Consider the following 23,358-nt stretch of genomic DNA (forward strand, 5'->3'; position numbering starts at 1 on the left):
GACTGACGAGACGAAGCCGGAGATGGTTCCCCGGACCGGCGAGGCAGCGCCGTTCCTGCCTGCGACAGGGCGCCCGCCTGGTCTTCGGCCGGAGCACCGGACGTGTCCTCGTACTCGCCGCGGCCGATGCTGACGGCCGGGACGGCCTCAGCTCCAACAGACCCGCGGTGCCTGCGACATGAGCCGCTGAGCGACCAGGAAGCGCATCAAGGCAGGATGGGCTTCCATGACGGGTGGGAGTGACAAGTACGTGGAACTGCTGCGGCGCGCCGGGCTGGACATCGTGGGGGACCGGCGCACCGAAGAGGTACTGCCGCCCCGGGCCGCATGGCGTCCAGTGATTGCCTTCGAAGCTGAGCCGGCCGTGGCTGTGCAGATCGACCGGCCGGACGTGGTCGCCGAGCTCAACACTCAGTGGCACCGGCTCGCGGTCAAGGAAGGGATCATCGGTGAGGACGGTGTGTTCCTCATCGATGTCGCCGGCAACGGGACCGGATGCGTGCCCAGGGGCTGGACGCGGGTGCGGCTCACCGCCCGATGGAACCTTGCCGGCGTGCTGGGGGAGCGGCCGGGCCAACCGGAATTCCTGACGCTCTCGACGGACGGCAACACCCTGCTCGGGGCGACCACCGAGGAAGGCGAGGTCTGGCTCGTCACCGTGGACCGGATCAAGGAGCGGCAGGAGGCTGCCGCGCGGACCAAGGCTCAGGAGTCCCCGGAGGAGCGGGCCGCCGCCTGGGCATCGCTGCTTCAGGGGCCGTGTCCTCCGGGCAGGCTGCGCGAGTTGTGGGCGCATGGACTGGCACTCAACCCGTCCACGCCCGAGGACGTACGCGCGAGGCTGCTGGGTCTGTCGCACTTCCTTCTGTGGCGCCGCTTGCCCACCGCCGTAGTGGAGGCGGCGATGGTCCACCCGGAGTGGAAGGTGCGGGAGCTGCTGGCCGAGGCCCAGCCGAACATCACTGCTGAGCAGTGGGCCCGTCTGATCCTCGGCGAGGAGCACCCCCGGCGCCGATGGGTCCTCACGTCGCTCGCGGCGGACCGGCGCGCAGAGCTCACCGAGGCCGTCCATGAACAGCTGTCCGCAGACTCTTACGCACCGGTCCGCGAAGAGACCGTCCGTCTGCCCGGACTTCCTCCGCGCACCGTGACCGCGCTGGCTGCCGACCCCGACCCGGCCGTGCGCGCCATGGTCTGCGCGAGGGCCTGGGCTCGCCTGGAGATCCCGGTCAGGCGCAATCTCCTGGGTGACCTCCACGGCACGGTCCGCGCAGAGGCAATCCTCCAGCACCACAAGGACCATCCGATGCCCCCATCGGTCTTCGACTCCGAGGACCTCAAGGACCGTGCCGTGGAGACCTGTCGCCTGGAGCGCGAACTCGCCGAAAACCGTGCACACCACGGCACTCCGGCCCAGCGCTGCGCCCTCGCCGGCAACCCGCACCTGGAGCGGGACCTCGTCGCGCTCCTCGCCCGGGACCCCGACGAGAACGTCCGCTCCGTGGTGGCCACCCGCCCCGATCTCACCGAGGAGCAGCGGTCCGGCATCCAGATCGACTTCGACCCGCGCGGACACCACTCCGCACTCCGCTGGGTCACCGCGCTGCACGACGACACCGACGCCATGCGCCGCCTGGCCGCCTCGTCCCACCCCCTCGTGCGCAGAAGCGTCGCCCGTGCCCAGCATCTCCCACCGGACGTCATCGAACGTCTAGCCCAGGACGAGGACCGTGTCGTCCAGCTCTTTCTCGCGGAGTCCTGCGACGACGCACCCGCCGAGATGCTGCTCAGGGTGTGGCAATGGTGGACCGGCAGCCTCAGCACCCCGGACCGCCCCCGCGGCCATCCGAACTTCCCCCGCCACGGCCTCCTGCGCTACGCCGGGGACCCGAACCCGCGTATGCGTCAACTGGCCCTTGATGACCCGGAATCGACGCCCGAACTGGTGGAGCGATTCAGCCGCGACACCGAGGCGGAGGTACGGCTGCGGGCAGCGAACGACCCCCGGCTGACGCCCGCATCGGCCGTGCGGATGCTCGACGACCCGCACGAGCACATACGCCACGCGGCGGCCCGGCACCCACGATTGCCCGCCCGAGTGCTGGTCCAACTGCTCCGTGACACCGACACCGCACAGACTGCAGCGCGGCACCCGTCGCTACCCGTCGCCGTCATGGAGCAGATGATCCAGCGGCTCCAGCCCCCGACCAGCGGCATTCCGAGCCCTTGAGCCGGTCAACCGGGTCAACCGGGGCAACCGGGACCTGTTCCTGACCCGTCCCTGTGTGTGAGTGCCTGGGCGACGGCGGGGGCGGCGAGTGCGGAGTCTCGTGTGGTCCCTCTCCTAGGGGTAGCGGAAAAGCCCCCGGAGATTAGGGGGAGGTTACGGGTGTGGTGGCGCTCGTGGGCCGGATAGCTTTCCGGTGCGAGGGGATCGACCTCAACTCCCCGGGGAAATAGTCGTGACGCCCCTCTGCGTGATGCCTCCGCGGGCACTGACCGTTTGCCGAACTCGTTTGTGAGGAATGCCATGTCACCTCCTCCTTCCCGTCGGGCTCTGCTGGGTACCGGTCTTGCCGGCGCTGCCGTCGCGCTGACCGGAACCCTGCCGGCCGGTACGGCATCTGCCCAGCCGTTGCGTACGCAGTGGAAGGAGGACGAGGGGCAAAGGTATTCCGTGCCCGGGCTGAAGAAGCCGGTCCGTGTGACGGTCGATGTGTGGGGCGTGCCGCACATTTTCGCCGACAATGTCGGTGACCTTTTCCAGGCGCAGGGATTCAACGCTGCCCGGGAGCGGCTTTTCCAGATCGACACCTGGCGGCGGCGGGGTCTGGGCCGTTTCAGCGAGGTGCTGGGCGCGTCATACGTCGAACAGGACCGGGCCGCGCGGTTGTTCCTCTACCGCGGTGACATGGCGGCCGAGTGGGCGAGTTACGGTCCCGAGGCCCGCGAGGCGGCGACCCGTTTCGTCGCCGGGATCAACGGTTACATCGACTGGCTCGGTGACCATCCCGACGCTCTGCCGGCCGAATTCCAGAAGCTGGGTTACCGGCCCGCGCGCTGGAGTCCGGAGGACGTGGTGCGGATCCGCACCCACGGAATCGGGGGCAACCTCAGTTCGCAGGTCGCCCGTGCCCGGCTCATGAGCGTCGGAGGGAACAAGGCGAGTACGTACTTCCACAAGCTGGAACCCGACCACACGGTTCAGGTGCCGGAGGGGCTCGATCTGAGCCTCATACCCGCCGATGTCCTGGGGGTCTACAGCCTTGCTACCTCTCCCATGGTGTTTGCGGACGGCAAGCTGCGCAGAATGCCGGACGGGCGGAATGTGCTGCGGGAGAGCGCGACCGGAAGCAATGCGTGGGCGGTCGCGGCGACGCGTACGGCGACCGGTCGGCCGATCCTCGCGGGTGACCCGCACCGGGAGGATTACACGCTCCCCGCCAACCGCTACATCGCCCATCTCAGCGCTCCGGGACTGAATATCATCGGAGCCGGTGAGCCGTGGAATCCCGGCATCAGCATGGGGCACAACGGCATGGTCGCGTTCGGCCTGACCAATCTCCCCGCGGGCCAGGCGGATCTCTATGTCTACGAGCTCGATCCGGAAGACCACAGCAGATACCGCTACCGCGATCGCTGGGAAAAGCTGACCACCGTCACGGAAAAGATCGCGGTGGCCGGCGGTGAACCCCGCCAGGCTCAGCTGTCGTTCACCCGACACGGACCCGTCGTAAAAATCGACGAAAAGAACCACAAGGCGTATGCGGTGCGCACCGTCTGGACGGAACCGGGCACGTCGCCGTATCTCGGCAGCCTCAACTTCCAGCGTGTCAAGGACTCGCGCGAATTCGTCGAGGCGATCAGCAGGTGGAAGACTCCCGGGTCGAATCTGGTCTACGCCGACACCAAGGGTGACATCGGCTGGGCCCCCGGAGCGTTGATCCCGAAGCGCAGCGGCAGAGGGTATGACGGTCTGCTTCCGGTGCCCGGTGACGGGCGTTTCGAATGGGACGGGTTCTACGACAACGCGCAGCTGCCCACCTCGCGTAATCCCCGGTCGGGATTCTTTGTGTCGGCCAACGAATTCAATTTCCCTCCCGGCTACCCGATACCCACCTACGACTGGCAGCCGGCCTATCGGAAGGACCGTATTCACGAGGTCCTTTCCCAGCAGCGAGGTACATCCATCGCTGACACCCTGGCGCTGCAGAACGACGTGAAGTCAGGAGTCGCCGGCCAGTTCCTGCCGTATGTGAAGAAGTTGCGTTCGACCGACCCGACGACGGCCAAGGCACTGCGACTGCTGTCCAGTTATGACGGCGTAGCCAGTAAGGACTCGGCGGCAGCGGCGCTGTTCGAAACGTGGATGATGCGGTTCCTGTACCCCGCCTGGGCACAGCTCCTGCTGCCGAAGCCGGCGGCGGATTACCTGGTGGGCATCAGTATCGAATTCGACCTGCGCGTCATGAATGACTCATTCGTCCGCCCCGATGACTGGTTCGGCGCCGACGGCGCGCGGAAGCGGGACGAACTGCTGCTCAGCACGCTCCCGAAGGCCTACACCGAGGTCGCGTCGAAACTCGGCGCCGACGAGCGCGCGTGGCGGTGGGGCGCCATGCACATCCATGTGTTCCTGCACCCGCTCGGCGGCCCGAACGTGGGCCCCACCGAGAGAGGCGGAAGCTTCGACACCGTCTCTGTCTCGTACTTCCACCACCTCGACCATCCGTATGCGGAAGTGGTCGGCGCGACGTTCAAGATGGCACTAGACGTCGGCGCGTGGGACAACTCGCGCGTCATCAACGCCCCTGGCCAGTCGGGCGATCAGCGCAGTAAGCACTACAAGGACCTCCAGGACAAGTGGAGCGCGGGGGAGTACTTCCCGCTGCTGTACAGCGAGCAGGCGATCGAGCGCAACGGCGGGATGAGGATTCTCCTTCAGCCGTAGCCGTAGCCGTAGCCGTAGCCGTAGCCGTAGCCGTAGCCGTAGCCGTAGCCGTGCTGTGGCTGTAGTCGTAGGCCGGTGTCGTGGCTGTAGCCGGTGTCGGTGTTGTTGCCGTAGTCAGTGAGCAGGTGAAGGTGCCCGGACCCGGGGCGAAGTCGGGTTCGGGCACCTTTCGTGGGACTGCGCCGCCGGCGAGGACCGAGCCACCGGCCGCACCCCGGAGGGCCTCCCCGGAGGCGACGGAGTGGCCGGTGCCAGCTCACCCGTCCGTGAGGCCCGGCTCGGTCCCGTCCCGTGCTGCCTTGAGATTGGCCTTCTTCACCTTGTTCCCGCAGGTGGCCATGGAGCACCACCGCCGCCGTCGGCCGCGGCTGGTGTCCACGAAGAGTCCCCCGCAGGTGTGCTGTTCGCAGCGCTTGATCACACCGTCACCGTGGCCGCCGAGAGTCGCGACGGCGTCCAGGGCGACGACGGCGAGTGCGGCGCGCGCGGAGTCGGTCTCCGGGAGATGCCACCTGGCCCGCCCACCGGTGAGGACGAGCCGCGCCCGGTGCCGTGCGGTCCAGCGGTTGAGCAGCTCCTCGTCAGCCGGATCCGGAACACCGCCCGAGGCGATGGCGGTGCCGGCCCGGTGAATGGCCTCGCGCAGTGCGCGCGCGTCCCGCAAGAGGGACTCGGAGGCAGGCATGTCCGCACTGCCCAGTTCGTTGGCAATGAGCCAGGCTCGCAGCTGCTCGGGGGTGCCGATCCGTTCCACGGGATCGGCGCGCCGTTCCCCGAGCGTGGCGACGAAGCGGAACGCGAGGATCTCGTTTCCGAGCCGGAAACCCTCCGAGCTGCGCCGCCCGGAGGCCGGGGTGGGAGCGCTTCCAACAGCGGATGAACCGGTCATGGTGGTTCAGCGTAGTCGCTCCCCCTCCGGACGCCAACACTTGACGTCTATGGAGCGAACCGTCTTAATAGGTTCAGGTGAACCAGTTGAAGCGGTTCCAATGGCAACTGGCCAGGACCTCAGACCCACCGACGTCACCGTGCCAACGCCTTCGACGCACACCCCCCCACCCCACCCCATCTCACTCCACCCCACCTCCACGCAAGGAGAACGCGGATGACCGCGACGACCCTCCGGCCGCTCACCGGCTTCGGCACCGTGAGCGGCGTCCCCTGGCTCCCGGACGGCTTCACGGACGTCTTCGACAGCACCCTCGTCCGTATCGGCGAGGTGGAGCTGCACACCGTGCAGGGCGGCGCCGGGCAGCCCGTCCTCCTCGTCGGCGGCTGGCCGCAGAACTGGTACGTGTGGCGCCTGGTCATGCCACGCCTGGCGGAGCACTTCCGAGTCATAGCGGTCGACCCCCGCGGAGTCGGACCGTCCGACAAGCCCCACGGGGGATACGACACCGGCACCGTGGCGGCGGAACTCGTCGCCCTCATGCGGGCGCTCGGCCACGAACGCTTCGCCATGGCCGGGCACGACGTCGGGATGTGGATCGGCTACGCCCTAGCCGCCGATCATCGCGATGTGCTCGAACGCCTCGCCCTGCTCGACGCCACCATCCCCGGACTCGCGCCCGACGTCCCCCTCTTCGGCTCCGAGGCACACAACGACCTGCTGTGGCACTTCGCCTTCAACCGCAAGCGGTCCGTCAATGAGCAGCTCGTCCGCGGCCGCGAGCACATCTACTACGGCGACCAGTTCCGCCAGAAAGCCGCCCGCCCGCTGCCGGACTCAGCGGTCGCCTTCTACGTCGAAAGCCTCGCCCGCGACCCCGAGGCACTGCGCGCCAGCTTCGACTACTACCGGGCCACCGACGACAACATCGCCCAGAACCACCGGCGCAAGCGCCATCCGCTCACCCTGCCCGTCCTCAGCGTCGCCGGAGCCCACGGACAAGGCCAACGCCTCGCTGACCTCCTCGGACCCGTGACCGAGCAGCTCGACAGCGCCGTCCTGCCCGACTGCGGCCACTACGTTCCCGAAGAGCACCCCGACGCCCTCCTCGAGCACCTCCTCCCGTTCCTCCACCACTGACCGCGCCCCCAGCCGGCCCACACACAACAACAGCGCCTCACTCCGCCATCACAGGCCCTCACCCACCTGGCGACACGGGGCACCCCTGCGCGCCCCGGATCGCCAGGCGCCGCGCCCGACCGACCGCACCGAACACCGAGGCCGGATCCCGATCAGGCACGTCACCCGACTGGACGCCCGCGCCCGCCCGGCCGACTCACCCACCGGGCGCCGCGGGCCCCGGCGCGCGAGGCTGCACTGTGGAGGTGGGTCATGGAACAGGTGACGGCGGACGTATGCGTCGTGGGTGCCGGATTCGCGGGACTGGCGGCCGCGCGGCAGCTGGCTGCGGCCGGGCGTGAGGTCGTGGTACTCGAGGCCAGGGACCGGGTGGGCGGGCGTGTCTGGAACCGGGAGCTGCCCGACGGCACCGTGGTCTCCGCGGGCGGCACCTGGCTGGGAAAGGGCCAGGACCGGATGTTCCAGCTCTGCCGCGAGCTGGGGCTCGAGGTCTACCCGCAGTACGACAAGGGCGATCACCTCGTACGCCTCGACGGCCGCAACCACCGCTACCGCGGCATCCCCAAGACCGGCCCGGCCGCACTCGCCACGCTCGGGCTGGCCTTCCTGCGCCTGAACCTGATGGCACGGCGGCTGCCGGCGGATGCCCCGTGGGAGGCACGGCGCGCACGGACCTGGGATGCCCGCACACTCGGCCAGTGGCTCTCCCATCCACTCAACGTGCCCTCGGCCGCCGCCCACACCCTCCTCAGGTCGACGATGAATCTGCTGTTCTGTGCCGACCCGGCGGAGGTTTCCCTGCTGGGCGCGCTCGTTCTGGCACGCGGTGGCGGGGGCGCCGGCTTCGGCTACTACACCGACAACCGGAAGACGGAATCCCACCTCGTGGACGGTGGAGCCCCCGAACTGGCCCGGCGGATGGCCGCGCGCCTGGGCACGGCGGTGCACCTGTCCAGCCCGGTCCGGCGGATCGTCCAGAACACGACCGACGTCGAGGTCATCACCGACGCGCTCACCGTACGGGCCCGCCGGGTCATCGTGGCCACTCCGCCGGTCCTAGCCGGCCGGATCTCCTTCGACCCGCCGCTGCCCGCTGCCCATAGCCACCTGCGACAACGCGTGGTGCCCGGGGCGATCATCCGGGTGCACACGCAGTACTCCGAGCCGTTCTGGCGGGGCCAGCAGCTGTCCGGCCAGACGCTCTCGCCCCAGTCGCCCGTCCCGATCACCATCGACCAGACGCCGCGTTCGGGAGTGCCGGGCGTGCTGAGCAGCTATGCGTTCGGAGCTGGTGCCGTACGGCTGGGCCGCCTGGAACCCAAGGAGCGAAAGGAGGTCTGGCTGGACGCGCTCGCCGAGCGTTTCGGCCCGGAGGCGCGCCGTCCCACCGCATACCTGGAGACCGACTGGTCCGAGCAACCGTGGTCGCTGGGCGGAATGGTCGCCCATTTCCCGCCGGGCGCGCTGACCAATTACGGCAGCGCGCTGCGCGAGCCCGTGGGCCGGATCCATTGGGCGAGCACGGAGTCGGCGACCCTCATGCACGGACTGATGGAGGGCGCGGTGCGCTCCGGCGAACGAGCCGCCCGCGAAGTCCTGACCGCGAACTGACGCCCCCGAGCATCCAAGGCGCCCCTTGCACGCACTGGCCCCACCGGGCCCCCACCGGCAAACTCAACACCCACATCGACAGCTGGCGGGCACCCGTCTCAGCTGCTGGGCGCGTCCCCTGTCCCTGGCCGGCTGCTACCGGCCGCTACCAGCCGTTTGCCGGACCACCGTGGTGTCAGGCGACCGAGGTGACCATCACCGGGTCTGAGCGGCGATGGTCCGCGCACACTCCAGGGACTCGCTGTGCGTGGTGTCCACCTCCAGGTCATAGAGCACGCCCTGGTGGACCACCTCCGCCTGCGATACGGCCATTCCCTTGACCCGATTCCCGCGGGCGATCTCGCGGCCTGCGGCCACCGTGCTCTCGCATCTGACGCCGACCCACAGCACGTCCAGTCCGCCAAGAGCCTTCTGCCACCGCTGCTGGGACGCCGCTCCACCAAGGAAGACCTCATCGACGATGATCCGGGCGCCTGCATTGGCCATCGCGGTGACCCCCGCCATCCATGCTGCTTCCAGCGTCCGGAATTCCGGCCCGACACTCACCCCGCCATCTTCGGCAAACTCGATCCCTGCATCCGATGTCTGCATGGATACGGGCATCGCCTCGATCAGAGTGTCGACCCCGACGGCAAGCCATGGGTCCGGCAGAACCGCCTGCAGACACCGGGCAATTCCGGACTTGCCCGAGCTGGACCCGCCGTTCAGCACGATCACCTGAGTCGTCATCGGGTCACAGTAGAGGCACTCCCCACGACGCCGTAAACGTATTTCAGCAAGCCCCCATTGGCGGCCATCAGCCGCGGCCCCGGCTGAACGCGCGCTGTGGCGTAGGCATCACTGAGCCGGCTTGTACTCCTCGGCGTAGCGGGCCAGCCCATCCGCCATGCCCTGCATGAACTTCTGGAGGTAGCGCGGCATGACCCAGCCCAACAGCCAGCTCGTCTCGTACTCGCCGTACCAGTGGATGACCGTGCCTGAGCTCGCTGTCGGCTTCAGCTCGATGCGCGCGTGATAGTTGTGCAGCGACGAATTGAACGCGTCTTCATAGGCCAAGAGGCGTCGCTCGACCTTCTCGGTCAGCCGCTCCCCGGTCACGGTGCGTCCCGTTCGGAAAGCCCGGACGGCACCGACGCCGTCGTCGCCGCCGGGGTCGAGGTCGACCGACCGTGTCGTGTCCAGACTGTCCACCTTGGACCACAGCGGCCAGCTCGCGGCGTGGACCAGCAGCTTCCAGACCACTTCCGGCGAGGCGCTGGTGGTCACTGTGACGTCGTATGTGTGCATGGCAGAGGGCTCCTGTGAGTGGATGTTGATGTGGACGGTGTTCCCGGCCAGGAAGACGCGGTCGACGTGGTGGCGGTCGGTCGGCCGCATGTTGATCTGGTGGGGCGAGAGCCAGTCGGCGAACTGGATGGTGACGACCGGAAGTGGCGCCCGTGCCGAGCGGCGTCTCGCGCCGCATCGGTGGCGTGGTCATCCGTCGAGGAAGCGCAAGAGCTCGGCGGTGACGAACGGGGGGTTCTCCTCGACGAGCCACTGCCCGGCCTTCGGCACGTCCACCGCCCGCACGATGTTGGTCATGCGCGGGGCCACTGTGCCCCGGATCGCGTTGAGTTGTCCTTGGGCGGTCATGAGCAGGGCCGGGACACGTATCGGTGGTGCTGCCACGGTGTCGCGGACGTCTTTGTCGAGGGCGCGGTAGAGCTCGAAGCCGCCCGACAGGACCTTGGGCCGGCTGTAGGTTCGTGCGTACTCGTCGATCTCGGTGCTGGTGAACGGGGACCGGTCAGAGGTGCCGCCGAACGCCGTGCCGCCGAACGAGACCTGAAGGCGGATCAGCGGCCGGTCGTGCCGTCGATGAGTTCGCGGAGGATGTCCGCGTGGCCCGCGTGCCGGCCGGTCTCCTCGATCATGTGGGTGAGTGCCCAGCGGATGCTGGGAGCGGGGCGGTCCGGCCGCAGTCGGGGGACGGGTGCGCCGAGATCGGTGCACCCGTCGAGAACGTCGTTCGCGCGCTTGACCGCGTCGCGGTAGCGGGCGACAACATCGGCCACGCTGTCCGACGGTGCGGCTTGGAACGTCGCCTGCCAGTCGGTGACGTCGTCCCCGAGGAACAGCGAACGCTCAACGAACGTCAGGTGGTTGAGCAGGCCGAGCAGGTTCGTGCCCGACGGCACTGCGGCTGTGCGCACCTGCGGTTCGGGGGCGCCGTCGACCTTCGCGGCGATCGAGGTCCGGAGGTAGTTGAGGAATCCGTGCAGGATCTCGGTCTCGTTGCTTCCGGTACGGGGCGGCGGGGTGTCGCGGCGGCCGTTGCGGCGCGTGGTGCTGGGCATCGTGGTCTCCCTTCCTTTGTCGGGGCGGGCATCGGCCCCCGTGTCAGGCGGTGCGGCGGATGAGGAGGACGTGGTCGGTGACCTCGGCGGTGCGCCCGTCCGGTCCGGTCGCGATCCGGCGGGGTGCGTCGGCCCGCTCGACCGTCCATGTCTGCGGCGCCAGGTCGATACCCGCGGCGACTTCCCGCGGGCTCGGGTAGCGGATGCCGGGCTCCTGGTTCCACGACCACGGCGCGGCCGAGCCGTGGTCGACGACCAGCAGCCGCCCGCCCGGGCGCAGTGCGTGCGCGGCCGAGCGCAGAACGGTTGCCCGGTCCAGGTCGAAGGGGGTGTGGAGGTAGTGGGCGCAGACCAGGTCGAATCCGCCGGGCGGGAAAGACGTGTGCAAGTCGGCCCGCACGGTGGTGACGCGGTCGTCCAGGCCGTGTGAGCGGACGAGGGCGGCGAGCCGCTCGACCGCCACGGCCGAGATGTCGACGGCGGTGACCTGCCACCCCAGGCGGGCGAGCCACAGCGCGTCGCCGCCGTCGCCGCATCCGAGGTCCAACGCGTCACCGGGCGGCAGGCCCGTCCCCGTCTCGGTGAGGCGGGCATTCGGCTGCGGGCCGCCGGCTGCCGGTCGGGCCGCGTAGACGCCGTCCCAGAACGCGACCGCATCGGTGGTGTTCATCAAGACTCCTTGTGTCGGGATACGCTCAGTTTTGCCAGGCATCCCATGACCTGGCACGGAATCTTGCGGTTACGGCAAGATGACCTGATGGATCACAGGACGGACGATGAAGTGCTCGACGCGGTGGGGCCGCGCCTTCGTGCGCTGCGTCGTGCCCGCGGCATCACCCTCGCCGGCCTCGCGGCGACGACCGGCGTATCGGAGAGCACTCTGTCCCGGCTGGAGAGCGGGCAGCGCCGGCCGAGCCTGGAGTTGCTGCTGCCGCTAGCCCGTACCTATGACGTTCCGTTGGACGACCTCGTCGGCGCCCCGCACACCGGCGACCCCCGGATACACCTCAAGCCGATCAGACGGTTCGGGATGACCTTCGTGCCCCTGTCCCGGCGACCGGGCGGGGTGCACGCGTTCAAGATGATCATCCCCGCCCAGCCGGAACCACTCGAACCGGCCCCGCAGACTCACGAAGGCTTCGAATGGCTCTACGTGCTCAGCGGACGCCTGCGGCTCGTGACCGGCGAGCGCGACCTGACGCTGCCGCCCGGTGAGGCAGCCGAGTTCGACACGTCCTTGCCCCACTGGCTGGGCAGTGCCGACGGCGGCGTGGTTGAGCTTCTCATCCTGTTCGGCCTGCAAGGGGTGCGTGCGCACGTACGCACCGACCCTCATCGGGCCGACCAGGCCGGGGGACGGCGGTGAACGCAGAGGTCCTGCTCCCGGCGATTTGGCCAAAGCCTGAATTGGCCGGAGCGGACTTCGACCTGGTCCCTAAAGTCGCACCCATGGATGAGGGAAACAGTGCGGAGTCTCAAGGCCGTCGTACCGTGCGTGTCGCCACGTCTGTGGGCTGCACAGTGGTGGCTTTAGGGCTGTTATGGGTCCTGGCGTGGAAGGTTGGGTGGTGGACTCCCGGCCTCGGACTCCTGTCGGTGAAGGTGGCCGTCGTGGTGTCAACGGGGACCGTGGCTTCGGTCGCCTGGTTCGCCAGGCGGCGGTGAAGCGCGCCGCAGCACCCGCCGGTTGACGGGGCCCGTCCGGGCATTCCTTCTTGCCCGGCCACGGCCACGGCCACGGCCACGGTCTTTTCGGCGGCGTGCGTGCCGTGCGTGCCGTGCGTGTGGGGCGGATCCTGCCGCGACTTATCGGCAGTGGGTGTCCAGGCCGGCCGGCGCGGGGCCGACCGGCCTGGACGTCATGGTCAGCTGAGGTCGAACCGGTCCAGGTTCATCACCTTGTCCCATGCCGCGACGAAGTCGTTGACGAACTTCTCCTTCGCGTCATCGCTTGCGTAGACCTCTGCGAGTGCGCGCAGTTCGGAGTTCGAGCCGAAGACGAGGTCGGCGCGGGAGCCGGTCCACTTGACTGCGCCCGTGGCGTCGCGGCCCTCGAAGGTGCTCTGGTCCTGGGACGTCGCCTTCCATGTGGTGTTCAGGTCGAGGAGGTTGACGAAGAAGTCGTTGGTCAGGGTGCCGGGGGTGGTGGTGAACACGCCGAGCGAGGACTGCTGGTGGTTGGCGCCCAGGGCGCGGAGGCCGCCGAGGAGGACGGTCATCTCGGGGGCGCTGAGGGTGAGCAGATTGGCCTTGTCGAGCAGGAGGTGCTCGGCCGGCAGGCGATTGCCCTTGCCGTGGTAGTTACGGAACGGGTCGGCGGTCGGTTCGAGGGCGGCGAACGACTCCACGTCGGTCTGTTCCTGGGAGGCGTCGGTGCGGCCGGGGGTGAAGGGGACCTGGATGTCGAAGCCGGCGTCCTTGGCGGCCTGCTCGATGGCTGCGCCGCCGGCGAGGACGATCAGGTCGGCGAGTGAGATCTGCTTGCCGCCGGTGTGGGAGCCGTTGAAGGACTGCTGGATCCCTTCGAGGGCGCGCAGGACCGTTGCCAGCTCGTCGGGGTCGTTGGCCTCCCATCCGTTCTGCGGCTGGAGGCGGATACGTGCGCCGTTGGCGCCGCCGCGCTTGTCGCTGCCGCGGAAGGTCGAGGCCGAGGCCCAGGCGGTGGACACCAGCTGGGAGACCGGCAGGTCCTGGCTGAGGATCTGGCTCTTGAGGGTGGCGATGTCCTGGGCGTCGACGAGTTCGTGCGTCACCGCGGGCAGGGGGTCCTGCCACAGCAGCGTCTGGGCCGGGACCTCCGGCCCCAGGTACAGCGACTTCGGGCCCATGTCGCGGTGGGTCAGCTTGTACCAGGCGCGGGCGAAGGCGTCCGCGAGTTCGTCGGGGTTTTCCAGGAAGCGACGCGAGATCTGCTCGTAGGCGGGGTCGAAGCGCAGCGCGAGGTCGGTCGTCAGCATCGTGGGGGCGTGGCTCTTGGACGCGTCGTGGGCGTCGGGGACGGTGCCGGCCCCGGCGCCGCCCTTCGGCCGCCACTGGTGCGCACCGGCGGGGCTCTTGAACAGCTCCCACTCGTAGCCGAAGAGGATCTCGAAGAAGCTGTTGTCCCAGGCCGTCGGGGTGTTCGTCCACGTACCCTCGAGACCGCTGGTGATCGTGTCGCCGCCCTTGCCGGTGCCGTAGGTGTTCCTCCAGCCCAGGCCCTGCTCCTCGAACGTGGCCGCCTCGGGGTCGGGGCCGACGTTGTCCGCCGGACCTGCGCCGTGGGTCTTGCCGAAGGTGTGGCCGCCGGCGACCAGGGCGACGGTCTCCTCGTCGTTCATCGCCATCCGGCGGAACGTCTCACGGATGTCGCGGGCCGCGGCGAGCGGGTCCGGGGTGCCGTTCGGGCCCTCCGGGTTGACGTAGATCAGGCCCATCTGGACCGCGCCGAGGGGGTTTTCCAGCTCCCGGTCACCGGTGTAGCGCTCGTCGTCGAGCCAGGTGGTCTCCGGACCCCAGTAGACGTCCTCCTCCGGCTCCCAGACGTCCGCACGGCCGCCGCCGAAACCGAAGGTCGTAAAGCCCATCGTCTCCAGCGCGACATTGCCGGACAGGACCATCAGGTCGGCCCAGGACAGGCTCTGGCCGTACTTCTTCTTGACCGGCCACAGCAGGCGGCGGGCCTTGTCGAGGTTGGCGTTGTCCGGCCAGCTGTTGAGCGGGGCGAAGCGCTGCTGGCCGGCACCGGCGCCGCCGCGGCCGTCGCTGATCCGGTAGGTGCCCGCGCTGTGCCACGCCATCCGGATGATGAACGGGCCGTAGTGCCCGAAGTCGGCCGGCCACCAGTCCTGCGAGGTGGTCAGTACCTCCGCGATGTCCCGTTTCACGGCTGGAAGGTCGAGGCTCTTGAACGCCTCGGCGTAGTCGAACTCCTCGCCCAGCGGGTTCGCCACGGCAGGGTTCTTGGCAAGGATCTTGAGGTTGAGCCGCTCCGGCCACCACTGGCGGTTTCCACCACCCTGGGTCGGGTGGAGGGCGCGGCCGTGCGCGACCGGGCAGCCACCTGCCTCCTCGGGCTTCGGGTCCGTGACGATTGCATCGTGGTTCTCAGACATGGAAATCCTTCCGAACGGGGCGGATCACGGGTCTCAGGAACTGGGGATGGTCAACAATCGGGGCACAGGCCCCGCTGGGTGCCTAAGTCTTGTCGAACGGGCCGTGGTGGTCGGACGTGGTCAGGCAGAGCTCCACGCCGGCGGCCGCGCGGCCGACGTCAGCGACGAGACCGCACGAACGGCACACACGCGGTGGGGGCGCTCGCGGCCGGGGCGGGCGGGCGTCTCCAGCGGGACCCGGCCCCGGACCGGTGCCGGGCCGCCGACGCCCACCTGCTCGCTGCACTGGCTGTCCGCGACCGGAGCACCGGATTCGGTGGTGAGCGGACCCGTCTCCTGAACCGTCACGGGCTTGTCCCTGCTGTTGTCCTGTCTCTTGGCTGTCGCCGGAACTGATCCTACGATCGACTATGTCCAAGTCAATACAACAACCAGGTCCGTACGAATTCATTTGTCAGACCATGCACAGTTAGGCTGGTGGTCATGAGTGACCTGCTGGACCGGCTTCGCGGACGCGGCTGGCGGATGACCGCCCAGCGCCGGGTGGTCGCCGAGGTACTCGACGGCGAGCACATCCACCTCACCGCGGACGAGGTACTCGCACGCGCCACCGCACGGCTGCCGGAGATCTCCCGCGCGACCGTCTACAACACCCTCGGCGAACTGGTCTCGCTCGGCGAGGTCATCGAGGTCGCCACCGACGGCCGCGCCAAACGCTACGACCCCAACGCCCACCGCCCCCACCAGCACCTGGTGTGCTCGGGCTGCGGCGCCATCCGCGACGTCCACCCCGGCGGCGACCCCCTGGCCGACCTGCCCGCCTCCGAACGCTTCGGCTTCACCGTCTCCGGGGCCGAGGTGACCTACCGGGGCCTGTGCCCCGCCTGCGCCCGCGCCTGAACCAGCTCATGGACAACAGCGGTTTGCCTGCCGCGGTAGCCCGGCCGGCGGGCCGGCGCCGACTGCCCTTCCACGCCTTCTGGGCAAGTCGGTATTCGTCGGCCTGACGGAGGAGTTCCTGATAGCGGAACGGGGGCATCTGAGAGTGCATGCCACGAGGCTGCGACTTTCCCCAAGGTGAAGGTCAATCACCGAAGTTGCTCGCTCCCGCAAGCTCAGACAGCGATGCTTTCCGTCGTTCTGCATGGTCGCCGTGTGAGTCAGAACCGCGTAAGAAGTCCTCCTATCCGAGGCGCTGAAGAAGCCGCGCCAGGCCAGAGCTGCAAGCTGACCGTTGGCAGCTGTTCAGCTGGTGTGAGCAGGGCGCGAGTCAGGGAGAGGGGCGGCCGGCCAGAGGCTGTCGGGGAAGGCGGCGTCGTCGGAGTCGGTGTCAGGCATGAGGCCGGCGAGCATCTGCTGGGCGGTCTTCGCGTTCTCGGCGGCGCGGGGCAGCATGACGCTTTCGTAGGCGTCGAGAGCCTCGGCGATGGTGGAGTGACCAATGACGGACTGGGCGAGTTCGGCGCCGTCGAGCAGGGCGAGGTTGGCGCCGACGCCGGCGGGCGGCATCAGATGGGCGGCGTCGCCGAGGAGGGTGATGCCGGGGACGCGCCGCCACGTATGGGGAACGGGAAGGACGAACATGGGCCGGTTGATGAACCCGCCCTCGTTGTCGCGCAGGATGTCCAGCAGGCTCTCGTCCCAGCCCTGGTACTGGGCGAGGAGGCGGGCGCGTACGGCTTCGGTGTCGGCGAGGTCGACACCGGCGTGCCAGTCCTGGGGGCCGCGGAAGTTGATGTAGGCGCGGACGTGTCCGTTGCTGTTGCGCTGCAGCACCAGGCTGCGGCGGCCCGCCTTGGCCGACATGGTGCCGCGACCTACCAGGCGGGCGATGCCGGAGTGACGGTGGTCGACGTCGTCGAAGTGGGCCTCCACCAACGTGACACCGGCGTAGGAGGGTTGGGCGTCGGAGAGCGCGGGGCGTACCCGGGACCAGGCGCCGTCGGCGCCGATGACCAGGTCGAAGTCCTCGGTGGTGTGGTTGTGGTGGTGTAGGCGGGCGGTGCCATGGGGGAGTGGGGTGACGGCCCTTACGGAGTGGCCCCAGCGGACCGTGCCCGGGGCGAGGGAGTCCAGCAGGAGCGCGCGCAGATGGCCGCGGTCGATCTCGGGCCTGCTCAGATCGTCCTCGCCGGCCTGGTCGTGGCGTATCAGGGTCGCGTGGCGGTCGTACAGGCGCCACTCCTGGCTTTCGGGCCGGGACAGGGCGAGGAACTCGTCGAACAGTCCGGCTGTGCGCAGGGCCGCTTGGCCGGTGTCCTCGTGGATGTCGAGAGTGCCGCCCTGCGAGCGTGCGTCGGGGGCGGTCTCACGCTCGAAGACCGTGGCCGGCAGGCCGTGCTGCTGCAGGACGCGCGCGCAGACGAGGCCGCCGAGGCCGGCGCCTGCGATCGCGATGCGAGGGGTGGTGGACATGAGGATCACGCTCCGTTCGACGGTTGAAGACAGTGCCGGTGACTTGTGGCGAAGCCGAAGCCGAAGCCGACGCCTCGTTTCGGGCAGGGCAGATGCGTCCTTCCGGTGTGGGGATGTACCCCGGGCTCCGGCGGCTGGGTGCCGGTCAGGCGTTCCAGCTCATAGAAGCGCAGCAGCTCCAAAAGTACAACTGCTCTGATTTTTTATCCGATTGCCTTTGCGATCAAATCTCTTCAAGGGGGTAAGGTGGGCGCATGGCCGAGACAACGACCGGACGCCGCGAACGCAAGAAGGCCCAGACGAGGCAGGCCCTGACGGATGCCGCAGTGCGGCTGTTCACCGAGCGCGGCTTCGACGACGTCGGTGTGCGCGAGGTGGCGGAGGCGGCCGATGTCTCGTTGAGTACGCTCTTCAAGCACTTCCCCAGCAAGGAAGCCCTCGTCTTCGACCTGGACGCGGACATCGAGAGCGCCCTGATCGCCGCCATTCGCGACCGAGCCCCCGGTCAGCCCGTGCTGCACGCCCTGCGCGACCACATGGTGCGCACCCGTACCGCCGTGCGGACCGACGACCCCACTTTCCTCCTCGTCGAATCCACCCCCGCGTTGCGGGATTACGCCCGGCGCATGTGGTCACGCCACGAGAAGGCACTGGCCGCCACTCTCGCCGATGCCACTGGGCTGGCCGCGGACGACCTTGCCGTCACCGGCCTGGCACGCTTCGCTCTGGAGGTCCCCAGTCTGGCCCGCGCAAGCGACGAGCCGGCCCGGGCCGTACGCGACCTGTTCGCCCTGCTGGAAAACGGCTGGGCCACCACGCCTCTGGCGCGCCAGGAAGACGGCCCCGGTCAGGACGGGTAAGCGCGAACCGGATGCGGCATCACGGCGCCATCGGCACGGCGTCATCGGCACGGCGCCATCGACGGCCACTTGAAGGCTTGCTCGCTTCGCCCCAGGGCGGGAAGTGCGGTCAGAGGGCGTGTGACGCGAGGCGTGGTGGAAAGTCCCGGTGCGGCTCGATGTCGGTGTAACGACCCGGCCCTCCGCAGCCCGGGCGGTCACGCGTGCCTCGGATGCCATGATGATCGTCATCGGCGGGCTCCTGCTGGTGGAACGCCAGGCCGGCTGACGAACCCGCCTCACCCCGTTCACAGACCATGATGTCCGTCGAAGGAGGCGCACGTGGAAGACCAGTCGCAGCCGGACCAGGCGAGCCCCGAGGTGCAGAAGCGCATCCAGGACAGCTTCGACCGCCAGGGGCTGATGGCTCATCTCGGAGCAACGCTCACCCGCATCGCGCCGGGCCGCGTGCACATCGAGCTCCCCGGCAGGCCCGAAGTCACCCAGCAGCACGGCTACTTCCATGCCGGCGCCACCAGCGCCATCGCGGACAGCGCCGGCGGCTATGCCGCCTACACGCTGTTCCCCGAGGACACAACGTGCTCACCGTCGAGTACAAGATCAACCTTCTCGCGCCTGCTGCCGGTGACCGCATCGAGGCGGTCGGGACGGTCCTGAAGTCCGGGCGGACGCTGACCGTGTGTCAGCTGGAGGTGTTCGGAGTTCAGGACGACGGCGAGCGGAAGCTCGTCGCCAATGGGCAGCAGACGCTCATTCGCGTGAAACGGCCCGAGCAGTGAGCGGGCAGCCGTCGCTGCCGCCCTGGGTGACGTGGCGGCTGAGGCCGTTCCCCGACGCCAACCTGCTCCTGCTGCACGGGCGGCAACCGGCCCTGGTCGACAGCGGGTTCGTCGGGCACGCGGAGGACACGGCTGCATGGGCCCGTGCGCACGCCGGGGAGATCGGGCTGGTCGTGAACACGCACTGGCACTCCGACCACGTCGGCGGCAACGCCCTCCTCCAGGCGAGGGGCGCTGCCATCGCGGCCGGGGCCCCGGAGGCGGAGGCGATCTCCCGCCGGGACCCGGGCTGTTGTGCAGCGGAGTACCTGGACCAGCCGGTCGCCCCGTACACGGTAGACATGTCGCTCGACGACGGGCAGGTGCTCCGCCTCGGCGACACCGACTGGGAAGTGGTCCGGACCCCCGGGCACACCCCCGGCCACCTGGCGCTGTGGCAACCGGACGAGCGGCTCCTCGTGGCCGGGGACGCGCTGTCGGACTATGACGTCGGGTGGGTCAACCTCGCGCTCGACGGGCTCGACGCGGCCACGACGGCGCTCGCCTCCCTCAAGCGGATGGCCGACCTGGCCCCTCGCGTGATCCTTCCCTCGCACGGCCCGATCCCCGCCGACCCCACGGCCGCCTTCGGTACCGCGCTGCGCCGCGCCCAGCGCCTCGTCGACGATCCGGACGGGGCGGTCTGGTACGGCGCCCGGCGCATCTTCGCCTTCGCCCTGATGATCCGCGGAGGCATCGCGTCGGACGAGGTCGAGCCCTACCTTCATGCCCGCGCCTGGCTGACCGACGCGGCACGGCTCCTGGACCTCACGCCCGAGGCGCTCGCCACCGAGCTGGTCGCCGCGATGCTCCGCAACCGTGCCCTCGTCCTGCGCGACGGACGCCTCCACGCCGCCGCCGACCACACCCCGGTGGCGGCCGAGTCGCTGCGTGTACCGTACCCGCGCGCCTGGCCGGCAACCGAGCTGCGCTGACACGCGGCGAACGAGCGGGCGAGCGGCCTCAGCGCCGCTTGCCGTCCTCACTGCCGCTCGTCATCCTGGAGTGGCACCGCGTAGGAGTGCTCCAGCGCTCCAGCGCTCCAGCGCTCCAGCGCCCCATCGGTCCGTCAGGAGTCGAAGTGGTGGCGGGAGGCCTCGATGTGGCCGAGGTACCGGTGGGTCCAGTCGCACATGCCGTCGATGGTCACCCGCAGGGCCTGGCCCGGTTCGGTGAGGGTGTACTCGACCCGTGGCGGCACGGTGGGGTGCACGGTGCGTTGGACCAGGCCGTTGCGCTCCAGCATGCGCAGGTTCTGGGTGAGCATCTTGTGGCTGATGCCCTCGATCTCGTTACGCAACTCGCTGAAGCGCAGGGTGCGTTCACCCAGGGCTTCGATGATCAGGAGCGCCCATTTGTTGGCGATGTCCGAGAAGATCTCCCGTGCCAGAGAGTCCGCGCGTGTCAGGTCCGCCTCGTCGGGCGAGCCGCTGAACTGCTTGGTCACCATGAGGTTCCCCAGTCACTGAAAAGTGCGTTCTTCCATGTCAGCGGCCACTCTCCTACGGTTCCTGAGTAACCACAAGAGACCGGGAAGGTCCTGGTCCCGATTCGGTGGAAGCGAGCCCACGGGCTCTTATGGCAAGGAGGCGGGCAGCATGGCCATCACCCTGGTGAACCCGAGCGGATTGCCGGAGATCGATGCCTACCGGCAGGTGTCGATCGCCTCCGGGACGCGGCTGGTCTTCATCGCCGGGCAGGTCGCCTGGGACGCCGAAGGGGTCACGGTCGGCGGAAACGACCTCGCAGCTCAGGTCGAGCAGTGTTACCTCAACATCGGCACCGCCCTGGCCGAGGTCGGTGGCAGCTTCGACGACGTGGCGAAACTGACCGTCCATGTCGTCGACTGGACCCCGACAAGATGCCCCTGCTCATGGAGGGGATCACCCGGGCCGCCGCCAAGCTGGGAGTCACCCCCGTACCGCCGGCCACACTGCTGGGCGTTGCGGCCCTGGACGTGCCCGAGCATCTGGTCGAGGTCGAAGCCACCGCCATGCTCGACTGAACAGGTGCTTGTGCCGTGAGCTTGCGCCGTGAGGTTGTGGGGCGCCACGTACGGCAGCAGCCACTCAAGGCGACCGGTACTTGCTGATGTGTTGGTGGAATACCACGACTCGCGAGCCGGGGGCTTCGGTGAAGGGTGCGGTGTATGAGCCGCCCCTTCACTCCCTCTGGAGCCATGCAACGATCGGGGTGTGACTGATTTAGACCGTGTCCTACGTGGTGAGGCGGTCGTTGGCTTCGGTATGGGGCGGGGTACGTGGAGTTGGATTGTTCCGGACGGACTGTGGGAGATCGCGAAGCCGCTGATCCCTCCGTCGAGAGTGCGGCCGCAGGGCGGCGGAACGCAGGACACGCCTGATGAGACACTGTTCGCGGCCATCGTCTACGTCCTGGTCAGCGGCTGCGCCTGGCGCCAACTGCCGCCCTGCTTCGGCATATCGAAGTCGACCGCCCACCGCCGGTTCCTGATCTGGTCGAGAGCCGGCGTCTGGGGCCGCCTGCACGCAGCCGTGCTGCACCGCCTCGACGACACCGGCCTGATCGACGTCACCCGCGTTGTCCTCGACACCGCCCATGTCAGGGCTAAAAAGGGGGCGAACACACAGGTCCGAGCCCCGTGGACCGGGGCAAGCCGGGCTCCGAGATGCACATCCTGTCGGACGCGAACGGGCTGCCCCTTCTCGTCGGCATCTCGGCCGGCAACACCCACGACAGCGAAGGGCTGAAGCCCATGGTGGCGGGTCACCAAACGAGACACGACCCCCACCGAGGCCGGTACCTCAAGCCCCAGCGCCTTCACGCCGACAAGGCGTATGACCGCGCCGATCTGCGGAAATGGCTGCGCGGCAAGCGGATCGGAGTGCGCATCGCCCGCAAAGGCATCGAATCCAGCGAACGCTTAGGGCGCCGGAGGTGGGTGATCGAGCGCACGATGTCTTGGCTGTCCGGCTACCGCAGACTCAGCCCCCGCTACGAGCGCCATTCCCGCAACTACCTGGCCTTTCTCGGACTCGCCGCCGCCCTTTGCTGCTACAAGCGCCTCGTCCGCCTCACCACGTAGGACACGGTCTAAACGGGAATGACGAGATGAAGTGCGCCCGGCATCTCCTTCGGCCCGATGGCTGTCGTGTGTTGGTGTCCCCGGCCTAGCTCGGCGGTGTGGCGCCCTGAGCCCAGTCCGGTGTCCAGGTCCCGTTGTCGGGCCGGCCGGGGTAGGCAGAGGTGAGGTGGTTTCGCAGTGCGGTGAGGGCGGGGTGCGGGTTGTCGGTGCGCCAGATCAGTGAGTGCGGGTAGACCGGGGTCGGGTCGTGCAGGGGGATGCGTCGCAGGTCGTGGCCGGCAGGCCAGACCAGCGGAGTTTGCTCGCTGACGAAGGTCGCCAGTGTTGAGGAGGCCGCGATCGTGTCGAGGAGGGGCTCGATACCGAAGTTGGGGCCGACCGCGTCGATGGTGAGACCGAACGTGGCGGCGAGTTCGTCATAGTAGGCGGCCCACTCGGTGCCGGGCAGGTTGCCGGGCATCCAGATCCGGCGCCCGGCGAGCTGGGCGGGCGTGATCGCGCGGGCGGTGGCGAACTCGTGGGCCGGTCCGGTGAACAGGTGGAGCGGTTCGTCGTAGACCGGGGTGGCCTCGATGCCGTCGGGGAGCTGCCGGCCCGGCATGGTCACCGCGCGGAAGGTCGCGTCGATCGTCCCGGACCGGACGGCGGCGATGGCCGTGTCCGAGTCGAACAGGGTCACGACATCGAGATCGGTCTCGGGATGCGCGCGGTGGAAGTCACGCAGCAGACCCGCCACCGAAACCCGGCGGCCGATCACATCGACGCGCAACGCTCGGCGCCCCGGCCGCACGGAGGCGGCTGCCCGTTCCTCGGCTTGCAGGAGAGCCCGGGCGTAAGGCAGGAACGCCTGTCCGTCGATGGTCAGCCGGGCTCCGCGGGCCGTACGGCTGAACAGCTGCACACCGAGGTCCTTCTCCAGCACGGCGATGCGCTTGGATACGGCCTGTGGGGTGATCGACAAGTTGGCGGCGGCTTCTTGGAACTGTCCCGCGTCGACGGCGGTGACGAAGGTGCGCACGGCGATGAGGTCCACGCTGACCATCCTAGGTGGACAACCAATCGTTGACTGCGGGCGGCGAAATGGTTGTTTGATTCCCGTAGGCCGCGCTGGCTTTGATGTCTCTGGTCAACCTGTGGTTTCGCAAGCAGTGCGGCAGGAGGCGTGCTGCCCGGCTGC

19 protein-coding genes and 2 pseudogenes are annotated in these 23,358 nt (G+C 68.9%); 11 read left to right on the forward strand and 10 right to left on the reverse strand.

The genetic code is table 11. From position 1 onward, the window contains the following. Window positions 1–226 precede the first annotated feature (226 nt). Both NUT86_RS39465 and NUT86_RS39470 read left to right on the forward strand, forming a co-directional pair. On the forward strand, window positions 227–2,230 hold the full coding sequence (locus NUT86_RS39465; protein WP_274740204.1) for a PE-PGRS family protein: 2,004 nt from the start codon (window positions 227–229) through the stop codon (window positions 2,228–2,230). A gap of 300 nt (window positions 2,231–2,530) precedes the next feature. Continuing rightward, a complete protein-coding gene (locus NUT86_RS39470; RefSeq protein WP_274740205.1) occupies window positions 2,531–4,951 on the forward strand; it encodes a penicillin acylase family protein in 2,421 nt (806 codons plus the stop codon). Between the two features lie 256 nt (window positions 4,952–5,207). Here the strand turns inward: NUT86_RS39470 and NUT86_RS39475 are convergent, their stop codons facing one another. Further along, entirely contained in the window at window positions 5,208–5,840 is a 633-nt protein-coding gene (locus tag NUT86_RS39475) for a CGNR zinc finger domain-containing protein (RefSeq protein ID WP_274740206.1), read from the reverse strand. 216 nt (window positions 5,841–6,056) lie between these two features. Between NUT86_RS39475 and NUT86_RS39480 the strand changes: the two genes are divergently transcribed. Further along, window positions 6,057–6,980 (forward strand): alpha/beta fold hydrolase, encoded by a 924-nt coding sequence (locus tag NUT86_RS39480; protein ID WP_274740207.1) that lies wholly within the window; start codon window positions 6,057–6,059, stop codon window positions 6,978–6,980. Window positions 6,981–7,232: 252 nt separating this feature from the next. Further along, window positions 7,233–8,591 carry a flavin monoamine oxidase family protein gene (locus NUT86_RS39485; protein ID WP_018091419.1) on the forward strand — a complete coding sequence of 453 codons (1,359 nt, stop codon included), beginning with the start codon at window positions 7,233–7,235 and terminating at the stop codon, window positions 8,589–8,591. 195 nt (window positions 8,592–8,786) lie between these two features. Here the strand turns inward: NUT86_RS39485 and cpt are convergent, their stop codons facing one another. The 4 genes from cpt to NUT86_RS39505 form a co-directional block, all read right to left on the reverse strand. Beyond that, a complete protein-coding gene (cpt, locus tag NUT86_RS39490; RefSeq protein ID WP_274740208.1) occupies window positions 8,787–9,320 on the reverse strand; it encodes a chloramphenicol phosphotransferase CPT in 534 nt (177 codons plus the stop codon). 108 nt (window positions 9,321–9,428) lie between these two features. Further along, window positions 9,429–9,968 carry an SRPBCC family protein gene (locus tag NUT86_RS39495; RefSeq protein WP_274740209.1) on the reverse strand — a complete coding sequence of 180 codons (540 nt, stop codon included), beginning with the start codon at window positions 9,966–9,968 and terminating at the stop codon, window positions 9,429–9,431. 461 nt (window positions 9,969–10,429) lie between these two features. Then, entirely contained in the window at window positions 10,430–10,930 is a 501-nt protein-coding gene (locus NUT86_RS39500) for a DinB family protein (RefSeq protein ID WP_274740210.1), read from the reverse strand. A gap of 43 nt (window positions 10,931–10,973) precedes the next feature. Further along, window positions 10,974–11,600, reverse strand: coding sequence for a class I SAM-dependent methyltransferase (locus tag NUT86_RS39505; protein ID WP_266450740.1), 627 nt, complete (start codon window positions 11,598–11,600; stop codon window positions 10,974–10,976). Window positions 11,601–11,687: 87 nt separating this feature from the next. Between NUT86_RS39505 and NUT86_RS39510 the strand changes: the two genes are divergently transcribed. Continuing rightward, window positions 11,688–12,296, forward strand: coding sequence for an XRE family transcriptional regulator (locus NUT86_RS39510; protein WP_274740211.1), 609 nt, complete (start codon window positions 11,688–11,690; stop codon window positions 12,294–12,296). 499 nt (window positions 12,297–12,795) lie between these two features. Here NUT86_RS39510 and katG read toward each other — a convergent pair whose 3' ends face one another. Together katG and NUT86_RS39520 are read right to left on the reverse strand one after the other, a co-directional pair. Beyond that, a complete protein-coding gene (gene katG, locus NUT86_RS39515; RefSeq protein WP_274740212.1) occupies window positions 12,796–15,024 on the reverse strand; it encodes a catalase/peroxidase HPI in 2,229 nt (742 codons plus the stop codon). Between the two features lie 120 nt (window positions 15,025–15,144). Further along, the gene (locus NUT86_RS39520) at window positions 15,145–15,372 is read right to left on the reverse strand and encodes a hypothetical protein (protein ID WP_381282835.1); all 228 of its coding nucleotides are present in this window, start codon (window positions 15,370–15,372) and stop codon (window positions 15,145–15,147) included. A gap of 135 nt (window positions 15,373–15,507) precedes the next feature. On the opposite strand from NUT86_RS39520, the gene NUT86_RS39525 reads away from it, so the two are divergent. Then, a complete protein-coding gene (locus NUT86_RS39525; protein WP_026169938.1) occupies window positions 15,508–15,924 on the forward strand; it encodes a Fur family transcriptional regulator in 417 nt (138 codons plus the stop codon). Window positions 15,925–16,269: 345 nt separating this feature from the next. Here NUT86_RS39525 and NUT86_RS39530 read toward each other — a convergent pair whose 3' ends face one another. Next, window positions 16,270–17,439 carry an FAD-dependent oxidoreductase gene (locus tag NUT86_RS39530; RefSeq protein ID WP_274740213.1) on the reverse strand — a complete coding sequence of 390 codons (1,170 nt, stop codon included), beginning with the start codon at window positions 17,437–17,439 and terminating at the stop codon, window positions 16,270–16,272. 254 nt (window positions 17,440–17,693) lie between these two features. Between NUT86_RS39530 and NUT86_RS39535 the strand changes: the two genes are divergently transcribed. The 3 genes and pseudogenes from NUT86_RS39535 (at window position 17,694) to NUT86_RS39545 (ending at window position 20,052) form a co-directional block, all read left to right on the forward strand. Beyond that, window positions 17,694–18,299, forward strand: a complete 606-nt coding sequence (locus NUT86_RS39535; protein ID WP_274740214.1) for a TetR/AcrR family transcriptional regulator — start codon at window positions 17,694–17,696, stop codon at window positions 18,297–18,299. A gap of 321 nt (window positions 18,300–18,620) precedes the next feature. Further along, window positions 18,621–19,078, forward strand: a pseudogene (locus NUT86_RS39540) (PaaI family thioesterase). Continuing rightward, window positions 19,075–20,052, forward strand: a complete 978-nt coding sequence (locus tag NUT86_RS39545) for an MBL fold metallo-hydrolase (protein WP_274740215.1) — start codon at window positions 19,075–19,077, stop codon at window positions 20,050–20,052. The pseudogene NUT86_RS39540 and the gene NUT86_RS39545 overlap by 4 nt, the downstream one beginning before the upstream one ends. A 134-nt stretch (window positions 20,053–20,186) precedes the next feature. On the opposite strand, the gene NUT86_RS39550 is transcribed toward NUT86_RS39545, so the two are convergent. After that, the gene (locus tag NUT86_RS39550; RefSeq protein ID WP_018091403.1) at window positions 20,187–20,567 is read right to left on the reverse strand and encodes a winged helix-turn-helix transcriptional regulator; all 381 of its coding nucleotides are present in this window, start codon (window positions 20,565–20,567) and stop codon (window positions 20,187–20,189) included. Between the two features lie 148 nt (window positions 20,568–20,715). On the opposite strand from NUT86_RS39550, the pseudogene NUT86_RS39555 reads away from it, so the two are divergent. Both NUT86_RS39555 and NUT86_RS39560 read left to right on the forward strand, forming a co-directional pair. Then, window positions 20,716–21,122 (forward strand): annotated as a pseudogene (locus NUT86_RS39555) (RidA family protein). A gap of 241 nt (window positions 21,123–21,363) precedes the next feature. Further along, window positions 21,364–22,181, forward strand: a protein-coding gene (locus NUT86_RS39560) for an IS5 family transposase (protein ID WP_274740755.1) whose coding sequence is annotated in 2 segments (ribosomal slippage) — window positions 21,364–21,706 and window positions 21,706–22,181 — 819 coding nt in all. Because the reading frame shifts where the segments join, the coding sequence is not laid out codon by codon here. Window positions 22,182–22,266: 85 nt separating this feature from the next. On the opposite strand, the gene NUT86_RS39565 is transcribed toward NUT86_RS39560, so the two are convergent. Next, a complete protein-coding gene (locus NUT86_RS39565; protein ID WP_274740216.1) occupies window positions 22,267–23,214 on the reverse strand; it encodes a LysR family transcriptional regulator in 948 nt (315 codons plus the stop codon). Window positions 23,215–23,358: the final 144 nt, after the last annotated feature.

This window comes from Streptomyces sp. G7(2002) (assembly GCF_028870195.1).
Classification (GTDB): domain Bacteria; phylum Actinomycetota; class Actinomycetes; order Streptomycetales; family Streptomycetaceae; genus Streptomyces; species Streptomyces nigrescens.